At 66.8% G+C, this 26046-nt stretch carries 16 protein-coding genes; 11 read left to right on the top strand and 5 right to left on the bottom strand.

The genetic code is table 11. From position 1 onward, the window contains the following. Window positions 1-18 precede the first annotated feature (18 nt). The 4 genes from recD to ACZ5BH_RS02365 are packed head-to-tail and all read right to left on the bottom strand — an operon-like array spanning window position 19 to window position 9693. The gene (recD, locus tag ACZ5BH_RS02380; RefSeq protein ID WP_464890324.1) at window positions 19-1869 is read right to left on the bottom strand and encodes an exodeoxyribonuclease V subunit alpha; all 1851 of its coding nucleotides are present in this window, start codon (window positions 1867-1869) and stop codon (window positions 19-21) included. Then, window positions 1866-5399, bottom strand: a complete 3534-nt coding sequence (recB, locus tag ACZ5BH_RS02375) for an exodeoxyribonuclease V subunit beta (protein ID WP_464890323.1) — start codon at window positions 5397-5399, stop codon at window positions 1866-1868. The genes recD and recB overlap by 4 nt, the downstream gene beginning before the upstream one ends. Further along, window positions 5396-8662: an exodeoxyribonuclease V subunit gamma gene (gene recC, locus ACZ5BH_RS02370; RefSeq protein WP_464890322.1), complete on the bottom strand. Its 3267-nt coding sequence runs from the start codon at window positions 8660-8662 to the stop codon at window positions 5396-5398. Before recC ends, recB begins: the two co-directional genes overlap by 4 nt. Beyond that, window positions 8659-9693 carry a helix-turn-helix transcriptional regulator gene (locus ACZ5BH_RS02365; protein WP_464890321.1) on the bottom strand — a complete coding sequence of 345 codons (1035 nt, stop codon included), beginning with the start codon at window positions 9691-9693 and terminating at the stop codon, window positions 8659-8661. Before ACZ5BH_RS02365 ends, recC begins: the two co-directional genes overlap by 4 nt. A 348-nt stretch (window positions 9694-10041) precedes the next feature. On the opposite strand from ACZ5BH_RS02365, the gene ACZ5BH_RS02360 reads away from it, so the two are divergent. Further along, window positions 10042-11994, top strand: coding sequence for an AAA family ATPase (locus ACZ5BH_RS02360; RefSeq protein WP_464890320.1), 1953 nt, complete (start codon window positions 10042-10044; stop codon window positions 11992-11994). Between the two features lie 135 nt (window positions 11995-12129). Here ACZ5BH_RS02360 and ACZ5BH_RS02355 read toward each other — a convergent pair whose 3' ends face one another. Beyond that, window positions 12130-12636 carry a zinc ribbon-containing protein gene (locus ACZ5BH_RS02355; RefSeq protein ID WP_464890319.1) on the bottom strand — a complete coding sequence of 169 codons (507 nt, stop codon included), beginning with the start codon at window positions 12634-12636 and terminating at the stop codon, window positions 12130-12132. Window positions 12637-12788: 152 nt separating this feature from the next. Between ACZ5BH_RS02355 and leuS the strand changes: the two genes are divergently transcribed. The 10 genes from leuS (at window position 12789) to ACZ5BH_RS02305 (ending at window position 26038) form a co-directional block, all read left to right on the top strand. After that, window positions 12789-15245 (top strand): leucine--tRNA ligase, encoded by a 2457-nt coding sequence (gene leuS, locus ACZ5BH_RS02350; protein ID WP_464890318.1) that lies wholly within the window; start codon window positions 12789-12791, stop codon window positions 15243-15245. Between the two features lie 4 nt (window positions 15246-15249). Further along, window positions 15250-15762 (top strand): LPS-assembly lipoprotein LptE, encoded by a 513-nt coding sequence (locus ACZ5BH_RS02345; protein WP_464890317.1) that lies wholly within the window; start codon window positions 15250-15252, stop codon window positions 15760-15762. After that, entirely contained in the window at window positions 15746-16771 is a 1026-nt protein-coding gene (gene holA / locus ACZ5BH_RS02340) for a DNA polymerase III subunit delta (protein ID WP_464890316.1), read from the top strand. The genes ACZ5BH_RS02345 and holA overlap by 17 nt, the downstream gene beginning before the upstream one ends. 13 nt (window positions 16772-16784) lie before the next feature. Beyond that, window positions 16785-18053 carry a glutamate-5-semialdehyde dehydrogenase gene (locus ACZ5BH_RS02335; protein WP_464890315.1) on the top strand — a complete coding sequence of 423 codons (1269 nt, stop codon included), beginning with the start codon at window positions 16785-16787 and terminating at the stop codon, window positions 18051-18053. Between the two features lie 307 nt (window positions 18054-18360). After that, window positions 18361-18987 (top strand): nicotinate-nucleotide adenylyltransferase, encoded by a 627-nt coding sequence (gene nadD, locus ACZ5BH_RS02330; protein ID WP_464891183.1) that lies wholly within the window; start codon window positions 18361-18363, stop codon window positions 18985-18987. Between the two features lie 14 nt (window positions 18988-19001). Beyond that, complete coding sequence (gene rsfS, locus ACZ5BH_RS02325; protein ID WP_464890314.1) at window positions 19002-19346, top strand: ribosome silencing factor; 345 nt, start codon at window positions 19002-19004, stop codon at window positions 19344-19346. A 236-nt stretch (window positions 19347-19582) separates the two neighbouring features. Further along, entirely contained in the window at window positions 19583-20050 is a 468-nt protein-coding gene (gene rlmH / locus ACZ5BH_RS02320; RefSeq protein WP_464890313.1) for a 23S rRNA (pseudouridine(1915)-N(3))-methyltransferase RlmH, read from the top strand. Window positions 20051-20166: 116 nt separating this feature from the next. Continuing rightward, window positions 20167-20799: a Maf family protein gene (locus ACZ5BH_RS02315; protein ID WP_464890312.1), complete on the top strand. Its 633-nt coding sequence runs from the start codon at window positions 20167-20169 to the stop codon at window positions 20797-20799. 48 nt (window positions 20800-20847) lie between these two features. Further along, window positions 20848-22314 (top strand): ribonuclease G, encoded by a 1467-nt coding sequence (gene rng, locus ACZ5BH_RS02310; protein ID WP_464890311.1) that lies wholly within the window; start codon window positions 20848-20850, stop codon window positions 22312-22314. Window positions 22315-22339: 25 nt separating this feature from the next. After that, window positions 22340-26038 (top strand): YhdP family phospholipid transporter, encoded by a 3699-nt coding sequence (locus ACZ5BH_RS02305; RefSeq protein ID WP_464890310.1) that lies wholly within the window; start codon window positions 22340-22342, stop codon window positions 26036-26038. The last annotated feature ends 8 nt before the right edge of the window (window positions 26039-26046 follow it).

The following is a 26046-nucleotide window of genomic DNA, read 5'->3' as shown; positions in this document are numbered from 1 at the left end:
ATCTAATTAAAGTTCTCTCTATTCATTTGGCTTCATATATTGCCACCCTAAACGCTCCCCCAGCCCCGAATTCCGAACGGTTCGCCTGCCAACGGCGGTGGAGAGAATGTCGGGTTGTGCGACGAGGGTGCAGTGTCGGGCGGCGCGGGTGATGCCGGTGTAAAGGAGTTCGCGGGTGAGGACGGGGGCGTCCTCGGGGGGCAGGATCAGCAGAACATGGTCGTACTGGGAGCCCTGGCTGCGGTGGACGGTGAGGGTCCACGCTGGTTGCCATGTGGGAAGCTGGTGGGGGCTGAAGGGGCGCAGTTCACCGGCGATTTCGAACCAGGCGCGGAGTTGTCCACTGTCGTCTTCCCAGAAGATGCCGGTGTCGCCGTTGAACAGCCCGGTTTCGGGATCGTTGCGGCGCACGAGGATGGGCAGACCGGGGTACGGGCTGTTTTCCCGGCTTCGGATCCGGTGCGCATGGTGCAGGCGTTCGGCGATGCGCTCGCCGATGACCTCTTCGCCCCAGGGTCCGACGCGCAGGGCGGTGAGAACGCGGGCCCGGTTGAAGGCGTCGAGGGCGGCCCGGGGGTGTTTCGCCTGGAAAATGGCGGCGTATTTCTCAACGGCCCGGTCGATGATGGACGGGCCTGGCTGGGCGCCTTCGGCGGTGATCCATGCCAGTTCGGGATCGCCTGTTTCGAGGATTTGCCGGACGGCATCGGTGTCGCCCGCATTGACGGCGCCGGCCAGGCGGCCGATGCCGCCGCCGGCGGCGAAGCGGTGACTGTAGTCGAGTACGGCGATGTGGTCGGCGATGGTCGGGCTGTCTGCCGCGGCGGCGGTGGCAGGCATTGTGCCCAGCAGTTCCGCCAGTTCGGCATGGCGTGTTTCCGAGAGGCGCAGGGGGCGGCCGTGGCCGGTGAGATCGCCGAGCACGCTGCCGGCTTCCACCGAGGCGAGCTGGTCGCGGTCGCCGAGCAGGATCAGGCGGCAGCCTTCGGGGAGGGCGTCGATCAGGCTGGCCATGAGGCCCTGGTCGATCATGGAGGCTTCGTCCACCAGGACACATTCGGCGGGCAGGGGATTGTGGGCGTTGTGGCGGAAACCGGTTGGGTGCCAGCCGAGGAGCCGGTGCAGGGTCTGCGCCTTGCGGGGAATGCGGGCGAGGATGTCGGCATCGACCTGTCCTTCGAGTCCGGCAATCTGTTCGTCGATGCTCTCGGCCAGGCGGGCGGCGGCCTTGCCGGTGGGGGCGGCGAGCCGGATACGGGTTTCGGGCTGCCTTTCCAGCAGCAGGGCGAGCACCCGGGTGACGGTGGTGGTCTTGCCGGTTCCGGGGCCGCCGGTGATGATGGCCAGCTTCCGGGTGAGGGCCATGGCGGCGGCCTGTTTCTGGCCGAGCTGTCTGATGCGCTGTTCCTCGCTGCGGGTCGGGAGCAGCGCATCCAGTCGCTCCCGGAGCCATTGCCGATCGCAGTCCACGGCAACCATGCGCGCTTCGATCGCCCTGCAGATGGCGATTTCCTCGCGCCAGTGGCGGCGCAGGTAGAGGCGATGGTTTTCCAGCACGAGGGGCTTGTTCGTTTCCGGGGCGCCGATGAAACCGCAGGCCAGTGCTTTCTGCCAGGCGGGGAGGGCCGGGGCGGTGTAAAGCACGACAGGCGGTGTGTCGTCGTCGGGCGGCGCCTGGTGCAGCAGGGGCTCGGTGGCATGGCGGCGCAGATCCAGGCAGGTGTCATTGTGGACGTTGCGTTCGGCCAGCCAGGCGGCGGTGTACAGGGCGTCGTCGCCGGCGTTCGGATCCAGTTCCGCGCAGAAGCGGGCGAAGTGGCGGGCCAGCGGGTCGAGTTCGGCGAGGCGGATATGGTCAAGGACGTTCATGCGGCGGTTTCTCCGGGTTGACCGATGACATCGTGGTCCAGGCGTTCGATGAGGTTGCGGGGCGGGCGCTCGAAGAACACGCCGTAGCGGGGGCCGGTCTCCGGGGTCATGGCACGCAGGAACAGGTACCAGGCACCGCCCATGTGGGTGTCGTAGTCGTAGTCGCGCAGGCGGCTTTTCAGATGCCGGTGCAGGGCCAGCAGGTAGAGGAGGTATTGCAGGTCGTAGCGGCGGGCGTCGATTTCCGCTCGCAGCCGTTCGGGCCGGTAATCCTCGAGATGGCGGCCGAGGAGGTTGCTCTTGTAGTCGGCGATGTAATAGCGCCCCTGGTATTCGAACACCAGGTCGATGATGCCGTTGAGCATGCCCTGGAAGGCGCGGAAATCCAGGGGCGGGCGGTTGCCGTCGCCGGCCAGCAGTTCATCGATCCGGCTGGCCTCGATGAGTCCGGCACCGAGGTCGAATTCCAGTTCGCGCAATACGCCGGACGGTGACAGGTTGGCGAGCGTGAGCTTGTCTCCATCCAGCGGCGTGTGCAGAACCGCTTCCATCCAGTTGGCCAGCCCGTCGAGATCGCGTGCGACGGGGTCGTCGGGGATGCCGTGGGCAGCAAAGATCCAGCGCGCCATGTCCTCGATTTGCGGTCGCAGGGGTTGGGCCGGATCGAGCCGTTCGAGCAGGGTGTGGAGAAAACTGCCCACCTGGGCACCGGCCGGGTAGCGCAGGGCAAAGCGCTCGGCGCCGCTGGCCGCCGGTGCGCGTGTGGCTTGGTGGATGCCGGCGGTCATGGCGGAGAAGGAGCCGATTCGCCAGTTCTGGCGGATGCTACGGCTGAGCTCGCTGCGTTCGAGTGTGCCCTTGTCGATCGGATTGACGGGGAGACGCAGATCGTCCGGCCAGGTTTGGGGATCGATGATCTCGATATTTTTTCTGCCGCGGAGCCGCTCCGGGGAGACGTTTTCCACACCGAGGTCGAAGGGTTCCTGCGCGAAATCATGTGACTGGTCCGAGATCAGCCAGGCCAGGGCGGAGCGGCCGGCATTTTCGCCTGCGGAGCCGAGGTACAGGTGACAGTGGGATTCGGCACGGGTCAGGGCCACGTAGGCCAGACGCACTGCTTCGGCCAGCCGTTCGTGATCGGCAAGGATGGCACCCTGTGGGTCGCCGGTCGGGGCGTAGAGATGGCGGAAGCCCTCGTCCTCGGGTTCGTGCCACTGGACCGAGCCGGTGGCCTTGGTTGGTTCCTTTCCACTCCACAGCCAGGGCAAGAACACCACCGGGAACTGCAGGCCCTTGCTCTTGTGAATGGTGAGGATCTTTACCAGGTTGGCGTCGCTTTCCAGGCGCAGTTGGCGCTCTTCATCCTCCTGCGTGGACTTCTGCTGCGCCTTCATCCAGGCCAGCAGGCGTTCGCCACCGGGATGTTCCCGGCTGGCGGTTTGCAGCAGTTCGGCAAGGTGCAGCAGGTTGGTGAGGCTGCGTTCGGGATCGGACTGGCGGTCGAGCCAGGCGGCTTCGGCGAGTACCTCGCCAAGGCCGTGCAGCAGGTGCTGGAAACCGGACATGAAGCCGTGTTCCTGCCAGCGCCTGCCGGTTTCGGTGAGCAGATCGGCCCAGGCGCCCCAGCGCTCGAGATCGGAGAACAGGGCGTCGAGTTCCTCGTAGCGCAGGGCCAGCAGGTCGCAGGCCAGGGCCTGGCGCAGCAGGCCGCGCTCCCGGGGCAGCAGGGCGGCTTCCAGCAACAGGCGCAGGCTTTCGGCCTCGGGCGTTTCCCAGATGCTGTTGCGCCCGGCGCTGACGGCACGCACGCCCCGTTCGTGCAGGGCCTCGCGCACGGCGGCGCCCTGTTCATTCGTGATGGCGAGGATGGCAATATCGCCAGGCTGCAGCGGACGGCCGTCGAGGCTGGCCCGGCCCGGTTGCAGAAGCCAGGCGATGTGGCCGGCGACGGATTCACATACCCGTGTGGTGCCGTCTTTCTTGTTGTATGATTTTCCGTTGTTGTTGGGAGGAAGATCCTCTACTCGCAGGGCTGGATACATTTTTCCGTCCACTATCAGGGAACGGGCCTTGCAGTCGGGCGGAGTGTGGGAATCGCTGTAGGGGATGTCCTTGTAGGCAAAGGGATTGTTGCCGGAAAACAGGTTATTGATTGCGTCAATCATTTCCGGCGTGGAGCGCCAGTTGGTGGTCAGCGACCAGTGCCGGTCCGCCTCGCGGCTGGCCTGCATGTAGGTGAATATGTCGCCGCCGCGAAAGGCGTAGATGGCCTGCTTGGGGTCGCCGATGAGGATCAGGGTGTGATCCTCGGCGGCCTGATGGATGCGGCGAAAGATGGCGTATTGCAGGGCGTCGGTGTCCTGGAATTCGTCCACCAGGATGACCGGATACTGGCGAGCCAGGTCTTTCGCCAGCTGTCCGGCGCTTTCGCCTTCATGCAGGGCGTGGTGCAGGCGTTCGATCATGTCGTCGAAGCTGATTTTCCCCAGGCGTTGCTTGGCCTGGGTGACCTGTTGGCGCACGAAATCCGCGGCATCGGCGAGCAGCGAGGATAGATATCGGGGGCGTTGACTGCGCAGTACGTCCAGCAAGTTTGCCGTGTGATGCAGCGCGGGGAGGTCGAAGCGTTCCAGTGTGACTGCATCCGGTTTTCCCTTGAACTTGAAATTGCGCCTGGACAGCCTGTTCAGGGTGTCTTCGGATGGCAGCCGGATTGCGTCGCCCAGCAGGCAGGTATCAAGGAGATCAAGGTGTTTTTTCAGGGTGGCAATGCGATGGCTATGCCTGTTCAGAGGGGTGTCCTTGTCCAGCAGCAGTGCGCGAATCTCCTGATGCTCCTGTCGCCATGCGTCTGCCAGTTGTTCGAGGGCTTGGAGGATGGTTTCCGTTGCTCTGGGGTCTGGTGATGGAGCAAGTTCGGGTTGCTTTGCAGAAAGCAAATGCGCAAGGTGTTTTCTGAGGCGGTCGAAGTTGGGTAAAACGCATTGCAGAAGGTCGCGTTCCGGCAAGTCCAACGTATAGGTCTGTCGTCGCCACCAGTCCCGCAGGGCCCGCGTGGTCAGCTCGCTGTCGTCGGCCTGTTCCAGATCGAAGGCCTGGCCGCTGCCGAAGGCCCAGTCGGTCAGGGCCTGCTGGCAGAAGCCGTGGATGGTGTGGATGGGCGCTTCGCTGATCTCCAGGATGGCTAGTTCAAGGTGGCGCATGGCCTGTTTCCGGGCTTCGCCTTCCGGGTGGCGTTGGGGGAGGCTGGCGAAATACGCATCGGTGTTCTCTTCGGTCTTGCCGGTTTCGAGCAGGGTGCGTGCCTCGGTCAGTCGCTTGCGGATCCGCCCGCGCAGTTCGTCGGTGGCGGCGCGGGTGAAGGTGACCACGAGCAGTTCACGCACGCGGAGGCCTTCCAGGACGAAGCGCAGGAACAGGTTGGCGATGGCGTAGGTCTTGCCGGTGCCGGCGTTGGCTTCGATGAGGTGGGTGTGGCCGGTGGCCGGCGCGGTGATGTCGTCCAGCGCCTCGGCGGTTTTGCGGCTCATGTGTCTTCCTTCTGTTTCAGGTTGTCCATCATCGGCTGGAAGATGGTGGTGGCGGCCTCGACAAACTTTTCGTCGCAGTCGGGTTGCCAGCGGTGATGGCGCAGCGCCAGGCGAATGAAGAAATCGTCTTCATAGCCCGTTGAATTCTGATTGGTTTTCCAGGTGCTTTCGGTATTTTTCAGTTTGTTTGATGTCGCAAATGCGTCGGTGCTCCGGGGCGGTAGGGGTAGGGGCCTTTTCATGCCCTTTTGCAACCATGCGATCAGCGTGGCGAGGTGTTCCCTGGCCACGTTGTCGTCCAACGGGTGGAAGAGGGCATTTTTGTCCTGACCGATGAACAGGGACCTGGCGGGTTCATGTCCGGTCGCGTGGTGGCAGAGGTGTTCGATCCACAATGTCAGGAGGTTGCGGGGTTTGTACTTGCTGGCGCTGATGTGCAGCAGGCCGTGATCTTCGTGGCAGAGTTCCAGGCGGCCGCTCAGATGCCAGCGCTGCCCGTCCACGGTCAGTGGCAGATCGATATCCAGTGGACGCTTTCGCAATGGCGGTTCGATGTCGTGCTTGGTGGCGCGAGCGGCCATGTCCTTGATTTCGGCCTCGATGGCGTCGAGCAGTTTCTCTCCGGCAGCGCCGTGGGGCAGCAGGCCATGGGCGCGTACCCGGTGTCGTCCCTCTTGTGCATTGCCCCCCTGCAGCCAGTTGTCGAGCAGCAGGTCGCGGATGGTCCATTTCTCAAGGTGATCGAGATCGAAGGGCTCTTCTTCCACCAGCGCGGCATCTTCCGGCTTGAAAACGCGCAGGCGAGTCTGCACGAACTGTTTGACCGGGTCCTTGAAGAAGCGCGCCAGTTCCTGGGGCGTGATCCGATGATCTTCCTGCTCGGGTTGGGGCAGGCTGGCCGCGGGCCAGCCGGAACGCCGTTCGGCTGGACGGTGTTCGACAATGGCCCGGGCCATGGCGAGCCAGTGGCTGTTGAAGCCGGGGCCGAGGTGGAGTCCGCTGGCGCTGTTTGTCATCGGTGGCCGGAAGTTGGCGGGGCCAAAGGGCTGCAGGGGATGGATGCGGGTGAGGGCTTTGGAAGGCGGTTCGGAGCCGAGCCGGTAGCGCGCGTCCAGATGGTCCAGCAGTTCCTGAACCACCACGGAGGGTTGCAGCGGTTCATTGCTGCGCGCGTCGCGTCCCGTGTAGCTGATGATCAGCCGTTCCCGACAGGCCAGCAGCGTTTCCAGGAACAGGTAGCGATCCTCCAGCACCGGATCCGGGTCGCCGTGGCGCCAGTTGTTGCGCATGCGATCGAATTCGGTATCGCGGCGGCGACGGGGAAAGGCGGTTTCCTGCATGCCAAGCAGGCAGATCACCCGAAACGGCACGCCTCGCAGCGGTTTCATGCCGCAGAAGGTGATGCCGCCGCTGTAGAGGCGCCCCTGTTCCCGGTCTTCGCCGAGTTCACCGGTCAGCCAGTGGCGAATCACGGCCAGGGAGACGACCGCTTCACCGGTCTCGGCGCGGGCCAGTTCACCCAGGGTTTGCCGTATGTGTGCCAGCCGGCCCTCTTCGTCCTGCGGCAGGAACAGGGCATCGAGCAGGCGGTTCAGGCGTTCGGCCCAGGCCGCGGGCAGGGCCGGCGCCTGAAGTTCGCCGGCCCAGCGCCGCAGGGTGTCGAGCAGGTCGAGGAGGCGGGCCAGGGGCTGGACCGATTTGGCCGTGAGCCGCTCCAGGGGCGCGATGGGTGGCTCGGTGTCGAACAGCGCATCGCTGCCCGTGGCATAGCCGGCCATGGCGCGCTGGAAGCCCTGGTGCCAGGTGTTGTCGTCGATGGCGGGCAGGCCAAGCGCGGTTTTCTGCTTGCCGTCGAGTCCCCAGCAGATCCGAAGCCGTTCGAACAGATCGGCCAGTTCGCCGATGTCGTCGGCGTCGAGCCCGAAACGCCGGCGCAGCTCAGGGATGCGGAGCAGACTCAGCAGTTCGGCGCGCGTGAAGCGGCTTTCCGGCAGTTGCAGCAGGTCGAGGAAGGCGCGGATCAGGGGATGCTCCTCGCTGCGGACCACGTCCGAGAGATTGAACGGCAGGGCGTTGCTGCCGCGTGCGACGCCGAAGGTGGCTTCAATTGCCGGGGCGTAACGGCTGATTTCCGGCACCAGGACCAGGATGTCCTCGGGCTGCAGGTCGGGATCCGCATTCAGCAGGTGCAGCAGGGTGTCGTGCAGGACCTGGACCTCGCGCAGGGGACCGTGGCAGACGTGAAACTGGATGCTGGGCGGGTCGGGCTCTGCATCGAGGGGTTCCGGTGGCGCAGGTTCGTCCACGGCCCGGAAAATGTCGGCCTGGAGGCGGTGCAGGAGGCTGTTGCCGTCCGGTTCCCGGAAATGGGAGTCGTCTTCCTGCAGGGGGATGCCCTCGTCCAGCAGCAGATCCTGCAGTGCCTGTCCCTGCCGGCCCCACTGGGTGAGCAACGGGTTGCCGCTTTCGCTGTTCCACAGGGTGAGGTCGTCGGGCGTCGGCGACTCGCGGCGACGGCGCGCGGCTTCCCGGGGAGATTCGAGATCCGCCCAGTATTCCGGTGTGGGCGACAGGAGCCACAGGTGGACGGGAATGTGCCTGGCGATGGCAACGAAGGCCTCCAACAGAAGCGGTGCCGGATTGTGGATGGCGAACAGGTCGAGGCGGGGGGGCAGATGCGGCACCCTGCCGCCGGCCAGCTCGGCCAGAAAGCGATCCATGAGGGCGATGCGGTGATTGTCCAGACCGTCGGTCAGGTGACGCCAGAGGCGTGCCTGCCAGCCATCGGCAGTACTTTCCCTGCCGGCATTCCAGTCCCGGATCAGGTTCGGGCGGTAATACTGGTAGCGATCGAACACGTCGGCGATGCGACCGGAGAGCTGCCAGCGCTTCAGGCTGTCATGATCGTCGGCAAGATAGGTGGCGAGGGGGCGGGTGGCGTCGTCCGACCAGAAGGCGTTGCCGGGTTCGAGCACGGCAAACACGCGCCAGTGCAGGTGCGTCCTGTCCAGCGGGTCGTCTCCGGGGGGCAGTTCCAGGCTGCGTCGGGCCTGGGCCCATAACCAGCCGGCAGGCAGGCGGGTGTCGAGCAGACAGGCGATACCGGTGCGCAGGCAGAAACGCTGGCGCAGCCAGCGCCAGAGGCCGGGGCTTTCGCAGATCAGGGTGCGGGGCGCCAGGGGGGGCAGTTCGGCGGTCTGTTCCGCGTCGATGAGGGCATCGGCGAGGGTCTCAAGGCGGTTGCCGGTATGCAGGTGCATCATGAGGGGGTGTCCCCGGTGGGAGATTGGTCGGATTCGTACAAACGAACGGCAGCGGTCAGGGTGCGGCGGATTTCCTCGCGCAATGATTCGGGTTCGAGGATGCGGATTCGTTCACCGAGACCGAGGATCCACCATTTCAGTTCGATGCTTTCGCGCAAGCGTGCCGTGAGCAGCCAGCCGTCGGTGGTGCGTTCGAGGATCTGATCTGTCGAGAGCCGGGTTTCCCGTACGTGATTGAGGGCCAGCAGATCGTCGGCAATCCAGGCGCGCAGGGTGATTTCCTCGCCACTGAGCGGGTAGGCCAGGGTGCGGTGGATGTAGTCGTCCAGATCGAAGTCCGGGGACCGCATGGCCGGCAGACCGAGCAGTCGGGCGTGCCGAATGCGATGCAGAAGCCAGCGACGGATCTTGCCGTCGCCCTCGATGCGGCCCACCAGTTCGGTAGTGGCATCACGGTGCAGCAGCGCATAGGGATGGACGGCATAGGTGCGGGGTTCGCCGGTCTGGCTGGATGCGGCCAGATAGCACAGCTCCACTTGCTGATCGTCGTACAGCGCGGAGGTAAGGGTGTCGTACACGCCTTCTGCGAGGGGAGCGGGTTCCATACGCAGGCAGCGAGGCACGATGCGAACCTTGTGCAGCCAGCGATGGGCCTTCTGCCGGGCCCGCCGCTCGAGCAGTTTGCGGGCGGTGTTGAAGCTGGGCTGCAGATGTTCGAGGGCCTGGGCCGGCAGAAGGGGCCTGAGAATCCGTTCGGCGAGCTGGAAGGTGAGAGCCGTGAACGGGCCCATGGCTGGCACGGGCAGGAATTCGTCAGAGTCCCAGTACCATTTGTAGGGCTTGGCCTGATTGTCGCAGACGAGGGGGTAGTGGCGACTGAGGATTTCCAGATCCCGTTGCAGGGTGCGGAGTGTGGTGTCGATTTCCTCTTCCGCAAGCAGTCTCGCCAGGCGGGGAACGGTGATACCGCCGTCACGGCGGGACGGAATGAAGTTGAGAAGCTTCATTCGGCGTTCGGTGGCGGTGGTCATGTGTTTCCCTTTTCCCGGCAGGCGCTGTGTCCTGCAAGTGCATCACGATTCAGCGACAGTTTTTGTCGCAACTTGAGAGAAATAATACACAAAACAATTGTGTCAACAAGACTGCCTTCGTGCGACAGAAATTGTCGCAGAAGGCATGTACCCTCATTCCCTGTCGATTGGAGGGGAAGCGTGAAGGAGGTCGTGATGAATCTCGATGATTTGCTCGAAGAGGCAGCCAGTGGGGCCAGCATGCCGGATTCCGCCCTGCCCGTGGCCAGTCTGTGGGCCTTTCGGATGTTGCAGAAGCTGGGGATGCGGGAACACTACCGTCTCTTTCTGATGGGGGATCAGGGCAGCATGGCCCGGCTGCTCGATCTGCATGTCCCGGGCTACGACGATGACACGCCACGGGAGGACGTGCTGCGGTTTTTCCGGGAGCGCCACGAAGGTTATGAACGGGAGCGCCCGAGCATTGGCGGGGAATTGCGCAACAATCTGGATCGCCTGGGGCAACTGGTGGGCCTCGAGGCGGTGGATCTGGAGATCCTCGGCTTTGCCACAATCCTTCATTCCCATCCCCCGCTGGAGGAGATATCCGATGCGCTGGGCACCCTGAACAGTTCGGATGTCGTGCGGGTCCTGTCGGTGATCCTCGATATCCCCCGTCCGGCGATTCGCAAGGCCCTGTCGCCGGATAGCCCGATGCCCCGTTCCGGCATTCTGCAGATCCGCCGCAAGGGGGCGGGGCATCTGATCCGGAAACTGGAACTGATGGATGGCCTGGCGGACATTCTGGTGGAAATCCAGCCCGACATTGGCCACATGATGCAGGAATTCTTCCGACCCGCGAAGCCGGCGACGCTGACAGAGGAAGACTTCCGGCATCTGGGCGAGGACTGGCGTCTGTTGCGGCGCTACATGAAGGCGGTCGTGACCAGTCAACGGGCGGGAGTGAATGTACTGCTCCATGGTCCGCCGGGAGTAGGCAAGACGGAACTGGCCCGCACGCTGTGTGAAGCGCTTGGTCTGGATCTGCACGAGATCAGTGTGGTTGACCGTGAGGGCGACTCCCTGCGGGGCATGCACCGCTTCGGCGCCTACCGGCTGACCCAGTGCATTCTTTCCCGTCGCAAGGGCGCCGTGGTGCTCTTCGATGAAATCGAGGACGTGTTCCCGGAATCGGTGATCCCCGATCGCCACCGGCTCAGCAAGGGTTGGGTCAACGAGTTGCTGGAGAGCAATCCCGTGCCCACGATCTGGATCAGCAACGCCATCGAACAGATGGATGCGGCCTATCTGCGGCGTTTCGACTATGTGCTGAAAATCGATGCGCCGCCCCGCAGCACGCGCCGGAACATCCTGGCCGAGCATCTTGCCCACCTAGGTGTGAGTGATGAATGGCTGGAGCGCATGGCGGATGTGCCGGACATGGTGCCAGCCCTGGTCAGCCGGGCTGCTCGGGTGGTCGAAACGATACGGGATCGCCGACGTGGCGGGAAACAGGTTGAGCGGCAACTGGAGCGGATTCTGGGCAACACGCTCAAGGCCATGGGCCACGAACTGCGGCTTGCGCCTGAAGGGGAAGGACGGATTCCCTATCGGCTCGATGTGCTCAACACCGATCAGAAACTGCCGACGCTTCTCGAGGGGCTGAAGCGGGTGCCCGATGCCCGGCTGTGTCTCTACGGGCCGCCAGGCACCGGCAAGACCGGTTTCGCCCGGCACCTGGCTCAGCGTCTCGACCGGCCTCTGCTGGTGCGGCGTGCCTCGGACCTGCTCGGTCCCTACGTGGGCATGACCGAAGCGGCCATTGCCGAAATGTTCGAGGCGGCCCGGAACGAGGGTGCAATTCTTCTGGTAGACGAAGCCGACAGTTTTCTGCGTGACCGGCGAGGTGCCTGGCATGCGTGGGAAGTGACCATGGTCAACGAAATGCTGACCCGGATGGAAAGCTTCGACGGGATTTTCATCGTCTCGACCAATCTGGTGGATGTGCTCGATGCCGCTTCGTTGCGCCGTTTCGATTTCAAGGTACGTTTCGACTGGCTGAAACCGGAGCAGGCGTGGCGGCTTTTCCGCCAGCTGGTGACGCCGGCGGCACTTCGTCGTGACGGCGGTGAACGCCGCTGGCGCTCACGTCTCGGAGGCCTGCGCAATCTCACCCCGGGTGATTTTGCCAATCTGGCAAGGCAGTTGCGGGTCACCGGCGAGAAGGCAGGCCCGGGTATGGTGTTCGAGCTGTTGCGGCGCGAAGCGGAACACAAGGACGGCGGGCCGGGCAGGGGGGTGGGTTTCATGGCCCGGCTGTGAGACAGGGAACGTCTGTGGGGTGTGTGGAAGCGGGTAGCGGGGAATCGAGGCAGGCCGGCTCAGGCGCAGCGGAGCCGACAAAAACAAGGGCTGGAGGCGCAACCCTGCGGGGAGTTGGCAACCAGGAGGGGGAGGCTATTCGTACACCTTGTCGAACACCGTCCCGTGGCACTTGGGGCAGGGGGGGATGTGGCCGGGTTTTTCGAAGGTGAGCTTTTCGCCGCAGTTGCGGCAGACGAGGACGCCGGGGCCGGTGATCTCGCCGGTGTGCCATTCGCCGAAGCGGGCCTGTTCGCGCAGCAGTTCCCATTGCACCATCGTGGGGTCGGCCACTTTGGCCACCCAGTCGAGGAGCTGGGCTTCGATGAGATCCTTGTCCATTTCCCACCAGGCGGCCAGGTCTTCCTTGTTCCTTTCCCAGGCTTCGGCGGCTTCGCGCAGGTCGCGGCGCAGCCAGTCACTGAGCTTGTCGATTTCCTCGCGGGTCAGCTCGCCCAGTTCGCTGGCCTTTTCCTCGGCCTTCTCCAGGGCCTCCTTCAGGGTTTCGGCGGTCTTTTCCTCCGCCTCGTGCCAGGCCTTCTTCAGGGCCTCGCGCATGGTGTTGTAGGCATGCAGCAGCTTGTCGTCGCGGTGTTCGGTCATGGCGTGCGTTCCGGCTGATGAAGGGTCCCTTCCATCATCGTGGCAGGGGCGGGCGATTGCAAGGGCCGATTGAGAGGGGGCGGGGGCTGCGGTATCCTTGCCGTCCTTTCGAGGCGGCCCCCGGGCCGCGCCCACCCGGAACCGGACAGCCCATGCAAGAACACTACGATCCCGCCCAGGTCGAGGCCGACGCCCAGCGTTTCTGGGACGAGACCCGCGCCTTTCGCGCCGTGGAGGACACGGACCGCGAGAAGTTCTACTGCCTCTCCATGTTCCCCTATCCCAGCGGCCGCCTGCACATGGGCCACGTGCGCAACTACACCATCGGCGACGTGATCAGCCGCTACCAGCGCATGCAGGGGAAGAACGTGCTCCAGCCCATGGGCTGGGACGCCTTCGGCCTGCCGGCGGAGAACGCCGCCATCCAGAACAAGGTGCCGCCCGCCAAGTGGACCCGGGAGAACATCGACTACATGCGCGGCCAGCTCAAGCGCCTGGGCCTGGCCTACGACTGGGAGCGGGAGCTGGCCACCTGCGATCCCGACTACTACCGCTGGGAGCAGTGGCTGTTCACCCGCCTCTACCGCAAGGGGCTGGTCTACCGCAAGACGGCGCCGGTCAACTGGTGCCCGCACGACCTCACCGTGCTGGCCAACGAGCAGGTGATCGACGGTCGCTGCTGGCGCTGCGACACGCCGGTGGAGCGGCGCGACATTCCCCAGTGGTTCATGAAGATCACCGCCTATGCCGAGGAGCTGCTGGCCGATCTGGACAAGCTGGAGGGCTGGCCCGAGCAGGTCAAGACCATGCAGCGCAACTGGATCGGCCGCTCCGAGGGGGTGGAGGTGCAGTTTGCCATCGACGGGCGAAAGGAGAAGCTCAAGGTCTTCACCACCCGCCCCGACACCCTGATGGGCGTGACCTACGTGGCGGTGGCCTGCGAACACCCGCTGGCCCGTGCCGCGGCCGAGAAGCACCCCAACGTGGCCGAATTCGTGCGCGAATGCCAGGCTACCGGTGTGGCGGAGGCGACGCTGGAGACCATGGAGAAGAAGGGGATGGACACCGGCTTCAAGGCGGTCCATCCCGTCACCGGCCACAAGGTACCGGTGTTCATCGCCAACTTCGTGCTCATGGGCTACGGCGAGGGCGCCGTGATGGCGGTGCCGGCCCACGATCAGCGCGACTGGGAGTTCGCCCGCAAGTACGGCCTGCCCGTCCACCAGGTGATCGCGCCGCAGGACGAGTCGGACGAGGTGGATCTCTCGAAAGGGGCCTTCACCGACAAGGGCATCCTGGTCGACTCGGGCGAGTTCACCGGCCTGACCTCCAAGGAAGCCTTCGAGGCCATCGCCCGCTGGCTGGAGGAGCGGAACCTCGGCGGCAGGCGGGTGACCTACCGCCTGCGCGACTGGGGCATCTCTCGCCAGCGCTACTGGGGCGCACCGATACCCATGATTCGCTGCGAGAAGTGTGGCGACGTGCCGGTGCCGGAGGACCAGTTGCCGGTGGTGCTGCCCGAGGACGTCACCCTCGACGAGCAGGGCTCGCCACTGCCGCGCATGCCCGAATTCGTCGAGACCACCTGCCCCGAGTGCGGCGGCAAGGCGCGGCGCGAGACCGACACCTTCGACACCTTCATGGAGTCCTCCTGGTACTACGCCCGCTACGCCTGTCCCGACAACGACCGGGCCATGCTCGACGCGCGGGCCGACTACTGGCTGCCGGTGGACCAGTACATCGGCGGCATCGAGCATGCCATCCTGCACCTGCTCTATGCCCGCTTCTTCAACAAGCTGATGCGTGACGAAGGCCTGGTGAAGTGTGATGAGCCCTTCACCCGCCTGCTCACCCAGGGCATGGTGCTCAAGGACGGCAGCAAGATGTCCAAATCCAAGGGCAACACGGTCGATCCCCAGGCGCTGATCGAGCGCTATGGCGCTGACACTGCCCGCCTGTTCATGATGTTCGCTGCGCCGCCCGAGCAGTCGCTGGAGTGGTCCGACGCCGGGGTGGAGGGGGCCCACCGCTTCCTGCGCCGCCTGTGGAAGCGGGTGCAGACGCATCTGGACGCCGGCGAGGCGCCGGCGCTGGACCCGAAGGCGCTGAACGACAAGCAGACCGACCTGCGCCGGCAGACCCATGAGACCATTGCCGCCTGCACCGCCGACATCGGCGCGCGCTATACCTTCAATACCGCCATCGCCAAGGTGATGGAGCTGCTCAACGCCCTGCAGCGTTACGAGGAGGCCACACCCCAGGATCGGGCCGTGGTGCGCGAGGCCCTGGAGGCGGCGGTGCTCATCCTCTCGCCCATCGTGCCTCACATCTGCCACGTGCTGTGGCGGGAGCTGGGTCACGACGAGCCGGTGATCGACGCGCCTTGGCCGCAGGCCGACGAACAGGCCCTGCGCCGCGACACGGTGCAGTACGTGGTACAGGTCAATGGCAAGCTGCGGGCGCGGATCGACGTGCCGGCCGACGCCGACAAGGCCCAGGTGGAGGAGATCGCTCTGGCCGATGCCAACGTGCAGCGCTTCACCGAGGGCAAGACGATCGTCAAGATCATCGTGGTGCCGGGCAGGCTGGTCAATTTCGTGGTCAAATAGGGGCGTGAACCGGATACCGATTCTGCTGCTCGCCCTGTTCCTGGCCGCCTGTGGCTTCCACCTGCGCGGGGCGGTGTCTCTGCCGGCCGATCTGCGGGCCCTGGCGGTCACCGGCACGCCCGAAAACGGTCCCCTGTGGCGGGTGCTGCGCGACGCCCTGCCGCGCGCCGGCGGCCGCCTGACCGGCCCGGCCGCGGCCGACGCGGTGCTGGTGATCACGGCCGAGAACCTCAGCCGCCGGGTGCTGTCGGTAGACAGCCGGGGCCGCGCCCAGGAATACGAACTGCGCTACCTTCTCGCTTACCGGCTCGACAGCGCCGAGGGCAGGCCCCTGCTCGATGCCCGCCGGCTCACCGTGCTGCGCCAGTACCGCTTCGATCCGGACGCGGTGCTGGCCAAGGGCGAGGAGGAGCGGCGCCTGCAGGAAGAGATGCGTCGCGAGGCCGTGGGCCGCCTGCTGCGCCAGATCACCACCCGCCTCGCCGCCCCGGAGCCGGCCCGTGCGCCTGCGTCCTGAGCAGCTCGCCGCACGCCTGCGCGAAGGCCTGCTGCCGGTCTATCTGATCGCCGGCGACGAGCCCTTTCAGCTCGAGGAGGCCGCGGCCAGCGTGCGCGAGGCGGCGAAGGCCGCCGGGCACACCAGCCGCGAGGTGTTCTGGGCCGAGGCCGGCTTCGACTGGCCGCGCCTGGCCGGGGCCGCCGACAGTCTTTCCCTGTTCGCCGAGCGGCGCCTGGTGGAGTTGCGCCTGCCGTCGGGCAAGCCCGGGGCCGAGGGCGGCAAGGTGCTCGCGGCCTGGTGCGAGAATCCGCCCCCCGACACGGTGCTGCTGGTGATCGCCGGCAAGCTGGAGAAGGCCCAGCAGAGCAGCAGGTGGTTCAAGGCCATCGACGCGGCCGGTGCCGTGATCCAGGTGTGGCCGGTGGACGCGGCCGCCCTGCCGGCCTGGATCGCGCGGCGCATGCAGGCCAGGGACATGCAGCCCACCCCCGAGGCCGTGGCCCTGCTGGCCGAGCGGGTCGAGGGCAACCTGCTGGCCGCCGATCAGGAGCTGGAGAAGCTGCGCCTGCTCAGCGGCGGCGGCCCGGTGGACGCCGATCAGGTGGCCGCGGCGGTCTCCGACAGCGCCCGCTACGATGTCTTCGGCCTGGTGGATGCGGCCCTCGCCGGCGACGCGGCCCGCGCCGCGCGCATGCTCTTCGGCCTGCGCGGCGAGGGGGTGGTGGCCAACCTGGTGCTGTGGGCCCTCACCCGCGAGTTGCGCGCCCTGGCCGCCATGAGCCGCGCGCTGGCCGCGGGGCAGCCGCAGGCGGCGGTGTTCAAGGCCCACCGGGTGTGGGACAAGCGCAAGGGCCCCGTGCAGGCGGCCCTGCGGCGCCATCCGGCCCGCCGCTGGCAGGCCCTGCTGTGGCAGGCCGGCGAGCTGGAGCGGGTGGTCAAGGGCCAGGCGCCCGGCAGCCCGTGGGAGGAGTTGTTACAATTGACACTCAAGATCGCCGGGCGGCCCCTGTTCCGGGCCGCCGGATAACGAGGATAGCGCGATGGACGCCAACGTGGACGTGAAGACTTACATGCATCAGCTCGGCCGCCAGGCCCGGGCCGCCTCGCGGGTGCTGGCCCGCACCCCCACCGGACCCAAGAACGCGGCCCTGCGGGCCGCCGCCGACGCCCTGCTGATGGAACAGAGCGAGCTGCTTGCGGCCAACCGCCAGGATCTGGAGGCCGGTGCCGCCAAGGGGCTGGACGCGGCCCTGCTCGACCGCCTGGAACTCAACCCCGAGCGCATCGAGGCCATGGCCGAGGGCCTGCGCCAGATCGCCGCCCTGCCCGATCCGGTGGGCGAGATCAGCGACATGAAGTACCGCCCCTCCGGCATCCAGGTCGGGAAGATGCGCGTGCCGCTGGGGGTCATCGGCATCATCTACGAATCCCGCCCCAACGTCACCGCCGACGCGGCGGCCCTGTGTCTCAAGTCGGGCAACGCCGCCATCCTGCGCGGCGGCTCCGAGGCGGCCCGTTCCAACCAGGCCATCGCCGCCTGCATCCACGCGGGCCTGAAGAGCGCCGGCCTGCCGCTTGACTGCGTGCAGGTGGTGGAGACCACCGATCGCGCCGCGGTCGGCGAACTGGTGACCATGAGCGAATACGTGGACGTGATCGTGCCCCGCGGCGGCAAGGGCCTGATCGAGCGGATCAGCGCCGAGGCCCGGGTGCCGGTGATCAAGCACCTGCACGGGATCTGCCACGTCTACATCGACGACCAGGCCGATCGCGACAAGGCCATCGCCGTGGCCTTCAACGCCAAGACCCACCGCTACGGCGTGTGCAACGCCATGGAGACCCTGCTGGTGCACGAGGCCATCGCCGCCGACGTGCTGCCGGAACTGGGCCGCATGTACCTCGAGAAGGGCGTGGAATTGCGCGGCTGCGAGAAGACCCGGCAGATCCTCCCCGAAGCCGGGGCGGCCACCGACGAGGACTGGGACACCGAATACCTCGCCCCCATCCTGGCCATCCGCGTGGTGCCGGATCTCGACGCGGCCATGGAACACATCCACCGCCACGGCTCCGGCCACACCGAGGCCATCATGACCGAGAACCTGGCCCGCGCCCGCCGCTTCCTCGCCGAGGTGGATTCCAGCTCGGTGATGGTCAATGCCTCCACCCGCTTCGCCGACGGCTTCGAATACGGCCTCGGCGCCGAGATCGGCATCAGCACCGACAAGATCCACGTCCGCGGCCCCGTGGGCCTCGAAGGCCTTACCTCGCAGAAGTACGTGGTCATCGGTGACGGGCATGTGAGGAAGTGACGAGGGGATGGGATTCTGACTGCGTGGGTTGGAGAGAGTTTTCCTCAAAATCCTCTTCGGCGAGCCATCCGTGTAGGAGCGGCGCAAGCCGCGATGCAGTCGTAGGGAGTGGCTGGGAGCGAGTCGCTGGAAAAGAGGTTCTGTTTGTGTCCAGCCGCCAGCAACACGGCACCTGCTATTGCATGTTCGCGGCTTGCGCCGCTCCTACGTGGGGGTGTTCACCCTTCAGAAGAGGTTCGCCCATGTCGGTTTCAACCATGATTCCCGCTATCCGCCACCCGCTACCCGCTACCGGCCGAGCATGACCATGCTCGGCATCTTCGGCGGCACCTTCGATCCCGTCCATTTCGGTCATCTGCGCCCGGCGCTGGAGGCGCTGGAGGCCTTGGCGCTGGACGAGTTGCGCTTCGTGCCGGCGGCGCGGCCGAACCTGCGGGACGCGCCCATGGCCAGTCCCGAGCAGCGTCTGGCCATGCTGCGCCTGGCCGTGGCCGGTCAGCCGGGCTTCGCGGTGGACGCCCGGGAACTGGCGCGCCCCGGCGTGTCCTACATGGCCGACACCCTGGCCTCGTTGCGCGAGGAGATCGGCGAGCGGCCCCTGTGCCTGATCCTCGGCGCCGACGCCTTCGCCCGCCTGCACCGCTGGCACGCCTGGGAACGGATCCCCCGCCTGGCCCACGTCGTGGTCGCCCACCGCCCCGGCTGGGACGGCCAGGAACTCGCCGCCCCCCTCGAGGCCCTGCTGGCGGCGCGGGAATGCGCGCCCGACGCGCTGCGGCAGCGGCCGGCGGGGGGCGTCACGCGCCTTTCGGTCACCCCGCTCGACATCTCGGCCACCCGGATCCGCGAACTGCGCGGCCGGGGCCGGGAAATCCGCTATCTGCTGCCCGAAGCGGTGCGGCAATACATCCATGAACATCGGTTATATACTTGAAACAGGTAACGACATTGGAACGCGAAAAACTCAAGCAACTGGTGATCGATGCCCTCGAGGACATCAAGGGCGCGGACATCCGCGTGCTCGACGTGGAGGGCAAGTCCAGCGTCACCGACATCATGATCATCGCCTCGGGCAACACCGCCCGCCAGGTGAAGGCCCTGGCCGACAACGTGATCGAAAAGGCCAAGGAAGCCGGCGTCCGCCCCCTCGGCGTGGAAGGTGCCGAACACGGCGAATGGATCCTCGTGGATCTGGGCGACATCGTCGTGCACATCATGCAGCCGGCGGTGCGGGACTTCTACAACCTGGAAAAACTCTGGGGCGAGGAAAGCCCCGCCGCACGCGAGGTTTGAGCACGGTGGAAGTAACGCAGAGGACGCAGAGACGCAGAGAACGCAGAGAAGAACATGGGCAGCATGTTTTCGCTGGGTAGTCCGGGTGCAGGCGGAAAGGAGCGGAAACGGGCAGTTGGTGACCTCGCTGCCCGCAGACGACTAGGAAATTCATTCGCCGACAATCTCCGCGCCCTCTGCGTCTCTGCGTCCTCCGCGTTTTTTCCAGCCCTGCCCGAACGAAGCCCTCACCCCTTATGCGCATCCATCTGATCGCCGTCGGGAAGCGCATGCCGGGGTGGGTGGAGGCGGGGTTCGAGGAGTACCGCAAGCGCATGCCGCCCGAGTGCCGGCTGGAACTGGTGGAGATTGCCGCCGGGCAGCGGGGCAAGGGGGCGGATCTGGCGCGTCTGCAGCGGGAGGAGGGCGAGAAGATGCTCGCGGCCATCCCCCGTGGCGCCGAGGTGGTGGCGCTGGAGGCGGGCGGGAAGAGGGTGGACACGCCCGGCCTCGCCCGCTGGCTGGAAGGCTGGCTGGCCGGGGGGCACGACGTGGCCCTGCTGGTGGGCGGCCCCGAAGGCCTCGCCCCAGGCTGCCTGGCCCGCGCCGACCGCCGCTGGTCCCTCTCGCCGCTGACCTTCCCCCACCCCCTGGTGCGGATCCTGGTGGCGGAACAGCTTTACCGGGCCATGTCGATATTGAAGGGGCATCCATACCACAAGTGACGAGGGACGAGTGGCGAGGGACGAGGAAAGGCTTCGATGGCCGGATGGCCCGGACGGGATGAAACGGAATCCTGGAAGGTTGGTGTAAAGCCACGAGAGCAAATTGACAAAGCACGATGAATGACACCACCTCGTCCCTCGCCACTCGTCCCTCGTCCCTGTCGCCGGACCGCTTCGAACTGTACCTGGCTTCCGCTTCCCCCCGCCGCGCCGAACTGCTCGATCAGATCGGCGTGACCTTCCGGCGACTTGCCGTGGACGTGCCCGAGGTGCCCCGCCGCAACGAGCTGGCGGAGGTGTTCGTGCAGCGCCTGGCGCTGGACAAGGCGCGGGCCGGGTGGCGGACGCTTTCGGCGGACGATTCCCATCCGGTGCTGGGCGCGGACACGGCGGTGGTGATCGACGGGGAGATCCTCGGCAAGCCGCGGGACGAGGCGCATTTCCAGGCCATGTTCCGCCGCCTGTCGGGGCGCGAGCACGAGGTGCTGAGCGCCGTGGCGCTGATGACGGGCACCCGCAAGGCGGTGAAGATAAGCCGCAGCCGGGTGCGGTTCCGGCCCGTCGGCGAAGCCGAGATGGCCGCCTACTGGGCCTGCGGCGAGCCGGCCGACAAGGCCGGCGGCTATGCCATCCAGGGGCGTGGCGCGGCCTTCGTCGAGCACCTGGAAGGGAGTTATTCGGGCGTGATGGGCCTGCCCCTGTTCGAGACGGCGGAACTGCTGGGCCGGTTCGGCATCTCCCTGTGGTGAGTCTGCTATGGTTGCAATGAAATCGGGATTTTTCCGGAGCCGCATGGCATGAGCGAAGAGCTGTTGATCAACGTCACCCCCCAGGAGACGCGGGTGGCCTACGTGGAGAACGGCGTGTTGCAGGAGGTGCACATCGAGCGCGCCCGGCGCCGGGGGCTGGTGGGCAACGTGTACAAGGGGCGGGTGAGCCGGGTGCTGCCGGGAATGCAGGCCGCGTTTCTGGAAATCGGCCTGGAACGCACCGCCTTCCTGCATGCCAACGACATCGTGCAGAGCGCCGCCGATCGGGAAGCCAACGGCGCACAGCCGAACACCATCATGGAGCTGCTCAGCGAAGGGCAGGAGGTGCTGGTGCAGGTGGTCAAGGACCCCATGGGCAGCAAGGGCGCGCGGCTGACCACCCAGATTTCCATCCCCTCCCGCTATCTGGTCTACATGCCCGGGGCCGATCACATCGGCGTGTCGCAGAAGATCGAGGACGAGGACGAGCGCCAGCGCCTGAAGGCGATCATCGCCCGCCATGCCGGCGAGTTCGATCCGGGCGGCTACATTCTGCGCACGGTGGCCGAGGGCGTGAGCGAGGAGGCCCTGGTCAACGACATGCACTTCCTGCAACGCCTGTGGGAGAACATCCGCGAGCGCAGCCGCAGCGAACCGGCCGGGACGCTGATTCACGAGGATCTGCCCCTGGTGATGCGCACCATGCGCGATCTCTCCGGCACCGAGATCGAGAAGGTGCGCATCGATTCGCGGACCACCTACGAAAAGGTGCGCAAGTTCGCCGGCAAGTTCATCCCGCAACTGGCCGAGTGCATCGAATACTATCCGGGCGAGCGGCCCATCTTCGATCTCTACGGGGTGGAAGACGAAATCCGCCGTGCCCTGGAGCGCAAGGTGCAGCTCAAGTCCGGCGGCTATCTGATCATCGACCAGACCGAGGCGATGACCACCATCGACGTCAACACCGGCGCCTTCGTGGGACACCGCAATCTCGAGGAGACCATCTTCAAGACCAACCTCGAGGCCACCCAGGCCATCGCCCGGCAACTGCGCCTGCGCAACCTCGGCGGCATCATCATCATCGACTTCATCGACATGCAGGACGAGGATCACAAGCGCCAGGTGTTGCGCGCCCTGGAAAAGGCGCTGGAGCGGGATCACGCCCGCACCCACATCAGCGAGGTCTCGGCCCTGGGGCTGGTGCAGATGACCCGCAAGCGCACCCGCGAGAGCCTCGAGCACGTGCTGTGCGAAACCTGTCCGGTGTGCGGCGGGCGGGGCTCGCTGCTCACCGCCGAGACGGTCTGCTATGAAATCTTCCGCGAGATCATGCGCGAGGCGCGCCAGTTCGATGCCCAGCAGTTCCTGGTGCTGGCCGCCCAGCCGGTGGTGGACATGCTGCTGGACGAGGAATCCACTTCCGTGGCGGAGCTGGAGGATTTCATCGGCAAGCCGATCCGCTTCCAGGTGGAAGCGGAGTACACTCAGGAGCAGTTCGACGTGGTGCTGATGTAGGCGCCCCCCGCAAGACGGCTGCCCCATGAAACACCGCCCCGCCAAAGCCCATCGCCTCCGGCGCTTTCTGCTCTATGGCGTGACCGCCGTGGTGGTCACCGCCGCCGTGCTGCTGTCGCTGGCGCGGCTGTTTATCTCCGACGTGCACACCTACCGCTACGACGTGGAGCAGATCGCCAGCGCCTTCCTCGGCCATCCGGTGCGCATCGATTCGCTGGACGCCCGTTTCGAGGGGCTTACGCCCACCCTGGTCTTCCGGGGGGTGCGGATGCTCGACAAGCGTGGTCAGCGCGAACTGGCGGGGTTTCGCGAGGCGCGCCTGAGCATCGCCGTGTGGGATTCGCTGATGGCCGAGCGGGTGGTGCCGGCGCGCTTCGTCATCGAAGGCATCGATCTGGTGGTAACTCGGCAGAAGGACGGCAGCATCCGCCTGCAGGGCATCGACCTGAAGACCCTCAAGCCCCGCCGCGTGGATCCGGAAGCGGCCGCCGAACTGGGCGAATGGCTGTTCCGGCGCTCGAAGCTGGCCATCCGCAACAGCAGCATCGTCTGGCAGGACTACCGCAGGGGCGGCGCGCGCCGCCACTTCCGCAACGTGGACGTGGAACTCATCAATCAGGGCGATCGGCATCACCTGCGCGCCGAGGTGTCGCTGCCGAAGCTTTTGGGGCACCGTTTCGTGTTCGCCCTCTCGGTGCGGGGCGACATGCGCCTGCCTTCCACCTGGGTGGGCCGCATGTATCTGGAGGGGCGGGGCATCAACCTGCCCGAATGGGGTGACTTCCTGCAACTGGAGAAGGCCAGCCTGCGCCGGGGCGCGGCCGACGTGCGGGTCTGGACCGCCTTCGACCGGGGCCGGCTGCGGCGCCTGAGCGGGGATCTCACCCTGGCCGGCCTGCTCCTGGAAGGGGATTTCCTGCGCGCCCCGCTGGTGGTGGATCTGATCGGCGGTCTGTTCGACTGGCGCGCCCGGGAAGCGGGCTGGGATCTGGCCGTGGACCGGCTGCGCTTCATCAGCGGCCGCTCCGTGTGGCCGGCCAGCCGCCTGAGCCTGCGTCAGCGGCAGCCGCGGGGCGCTTCGCGGGGCACCCTTTCTCTCGTTGCCGAATACCTGCGTCTGGAAGATCTGGCGGCCCTGCTGATCCAGACCCGCCTGCTGCCGGCGTCGCTGCATGCGTGGATGGCGAAGGCCGCGCCTTCCGGGGACGTTCGCGATCTGGCGTTGCGCCTGCCATGGCCGCGCTGGAAACCGGGGGATCCCCTGTGGGTGCAGGCCCGCCTCGATCAGCTGGCCATGGCGCCCGACGGCCGGATCCCCGGCCTGGCAGGCTTCTCCGGCCAGCTGTGGAGCGATGCCGAGCACGGCTATCTGCGGATCGACGGGCGCCAGATGCGCCTGCGTCTGCCCCGCCTGTTTCGCGCGCCGCTGACGCTGAGCCGCGCCGAGGGCCGGATCCGCTGGCGGCGCCTGGACGAGGCCCGCTGGCAGGTGGACGCCCCCCGCCTGCTCGTCGATACGCCCGACATCCAGACCCGCAGCCGGTTCCTGCTCCAGCTCGAGGCAGGCAACAGGCCCTGGCTGGATCTGCAGACCCGCTTCGCCGATGGCGACGGCAGCCAGGTGTCCACCTACCTGCCGGTGGGCATCATGAAGCCCCGCCTGATCCGCTGGCTCGACGAGAGCCTTCGCCAGGGCCGCGTGCGCGCCGGTGGCGCGGTGGTGCGCGGCCGGCTCGGCCGTTTCCGCGATCTGCTGCGCGACGGACAGTTCCGGGTGGATTTCGATGTGGAGGATCTGACCCTGCGCTATGCCGAGGGCTGGCCGGCGCTCACCGGCGCCCGGGCCGCGGCCCGCTTCACCCGCCAGGGGATCGGCATCGACGTGCAGTCGGCCCGGATCTTCCAGAGCCGGGTGGGACCGGCGCAGGTGCGCATCCCCCGTTATCACCAGCCGGTGCTGAAGGTGGCGGGCCGCCTGCAGGGGCCCTTTGCCGACGTGGCCCGCTTCATGGCGGAGAGTCCCCTGGGCGGCGAGGCGACGCCGGTGCTGCGGGAGATGCGCATCAGCGGGAACTACCGCGGCCGCCTGAATCTGGATTTGCCCCTGATTCCCGAACGCATGCAACGCGACGGCGACTGGCAGGGTGAGCTGCAGCTCGAGAACGTGGCCATCGGCATGTACGACGGCAAGGTGGACGTGAGCGGCCTGCAGGGCCAGCTCCGGTTCGACCGCAACGGCGAAACGGCGCGGGATCTGCGCGGCCGGATCTTCGGCAGTCCGGCAGTGTTCGACGTCTTCAGCCGCCCCCTGGACGGCGGCCGGCAGACCAGCATCGTGGCCCGCGCCGAACTCGACAGCGCCACGCTGCTCGAACGGCTCGACCTGCGCCCGGACGGCCGGGTGCAGGGCCGCTCCGCCTGGCAGGGCGTGTTCCGTTTCGGCCGCGATGCCGAGGGCCGGCCACTGCCACCGGTGCTGCAGGTGACCTCCGATCTGGTCGGCGTGGCGCTGCGCCTGCCCTCGCCGCTGGCCAAGCCCGCCGGCGAATCCCGGCAGCTGGGCGCGGAACTGACCTTCGCCAGGGGGCATCGCGTGGACGTGGCCTTCCGCTATGCCGACGTGCTCAACGGGGTGGTGCGCAACGGCCCGCAGGGCATCGAGCGGGCCGCCCTGCACTTCGGCCCGCCCCGCGAGGTGGCCATGCCGCCGTCGCCGAAGATCGTGCTCTCGGGCCGCCTGCGGGGCGTGCGGCTGCCCGAGTGGACCGCGGCCTGGAACGACCTGGTTCCCCCCGGCAGGCCGGGGGCGGCGCCGCTGTCCTGGCAACTGGATCTCCAGGCCCTGGAACTGCTGGCCATGGACGCTGCCGCCGCCGGCGAACCGCCGGCGCCGGAGCGCTTCCCCCCCGTGGAAGGCACCATCCGCCAGTTTCGCTATGGCGGCAAGGATCTGGGCGTGGTCGCCCTGCGCAGCCAGCCCGTGCGCCGCGGCCTGCGCATCGACTGGCTGGACATCAACGGCCCGTCCCTGCAGGTGCATCTGGCCGGCACCTGGAAACGGACCCTGCTGGGCCACCGTTCACGCATCGAACTGACCGTGAGCAGCGCCAACCTGGGCCAGGCGCTGGCCAGGCTGAAGGCGCCCCGGGTGATCGAGGACGGCATCCTGCATCTGAACGCCCGGCTGCAGTGGCCGGGGGCGTTGTACCAGCCGGACCCGGCCACCCTCGACGGCAGACTGCGCCTGAAACTCACCAACGGCAGTTTCACCAGCATCGACCCGGGCCCGGCCCGGCTCCTCGGCCTGCTGAACCTGTCCATGATCCCGCGCCTGCTGGGCGGCGACACCCGCAAGGGCTTCAACTTCGACGACGTGGATGGCCGCTTCGACCTGAACGAGGGCGACATGCGCATCGCGGAGCTGACCATTCGCGGCCCGCTGGCGCAGATCGAGGTCCAGGGCCACGTGCAGCTGGCCGACGGCCGGATCGATCAGCGGGTGACGGTCATTCCCAACGTGGGCGGCAGCCTGCCGGTGGCCACCGGTCTGGCCTTCGGCCTGCAGGTGGGCGCGCTGGTGGCGCTGCTGGATCAGCTTGTCGGCAAGGAGCTGAACAAGGCCGGCGCCCGCGAGTACCGCGTCACCGGCACGCTCGACAAGCCCATCGTCACCCGCCTCGACAAGCCCGCTTCGCCGGCCGTGGAGGAAGACGAAGAGGGCTGACGGGCATG

The organism is Thioprofundum lithotrophicum (assembly GCF_055387065.1).
This window is presented reverse-complemented; position numbering and strand designations above follow the sequence as displayed.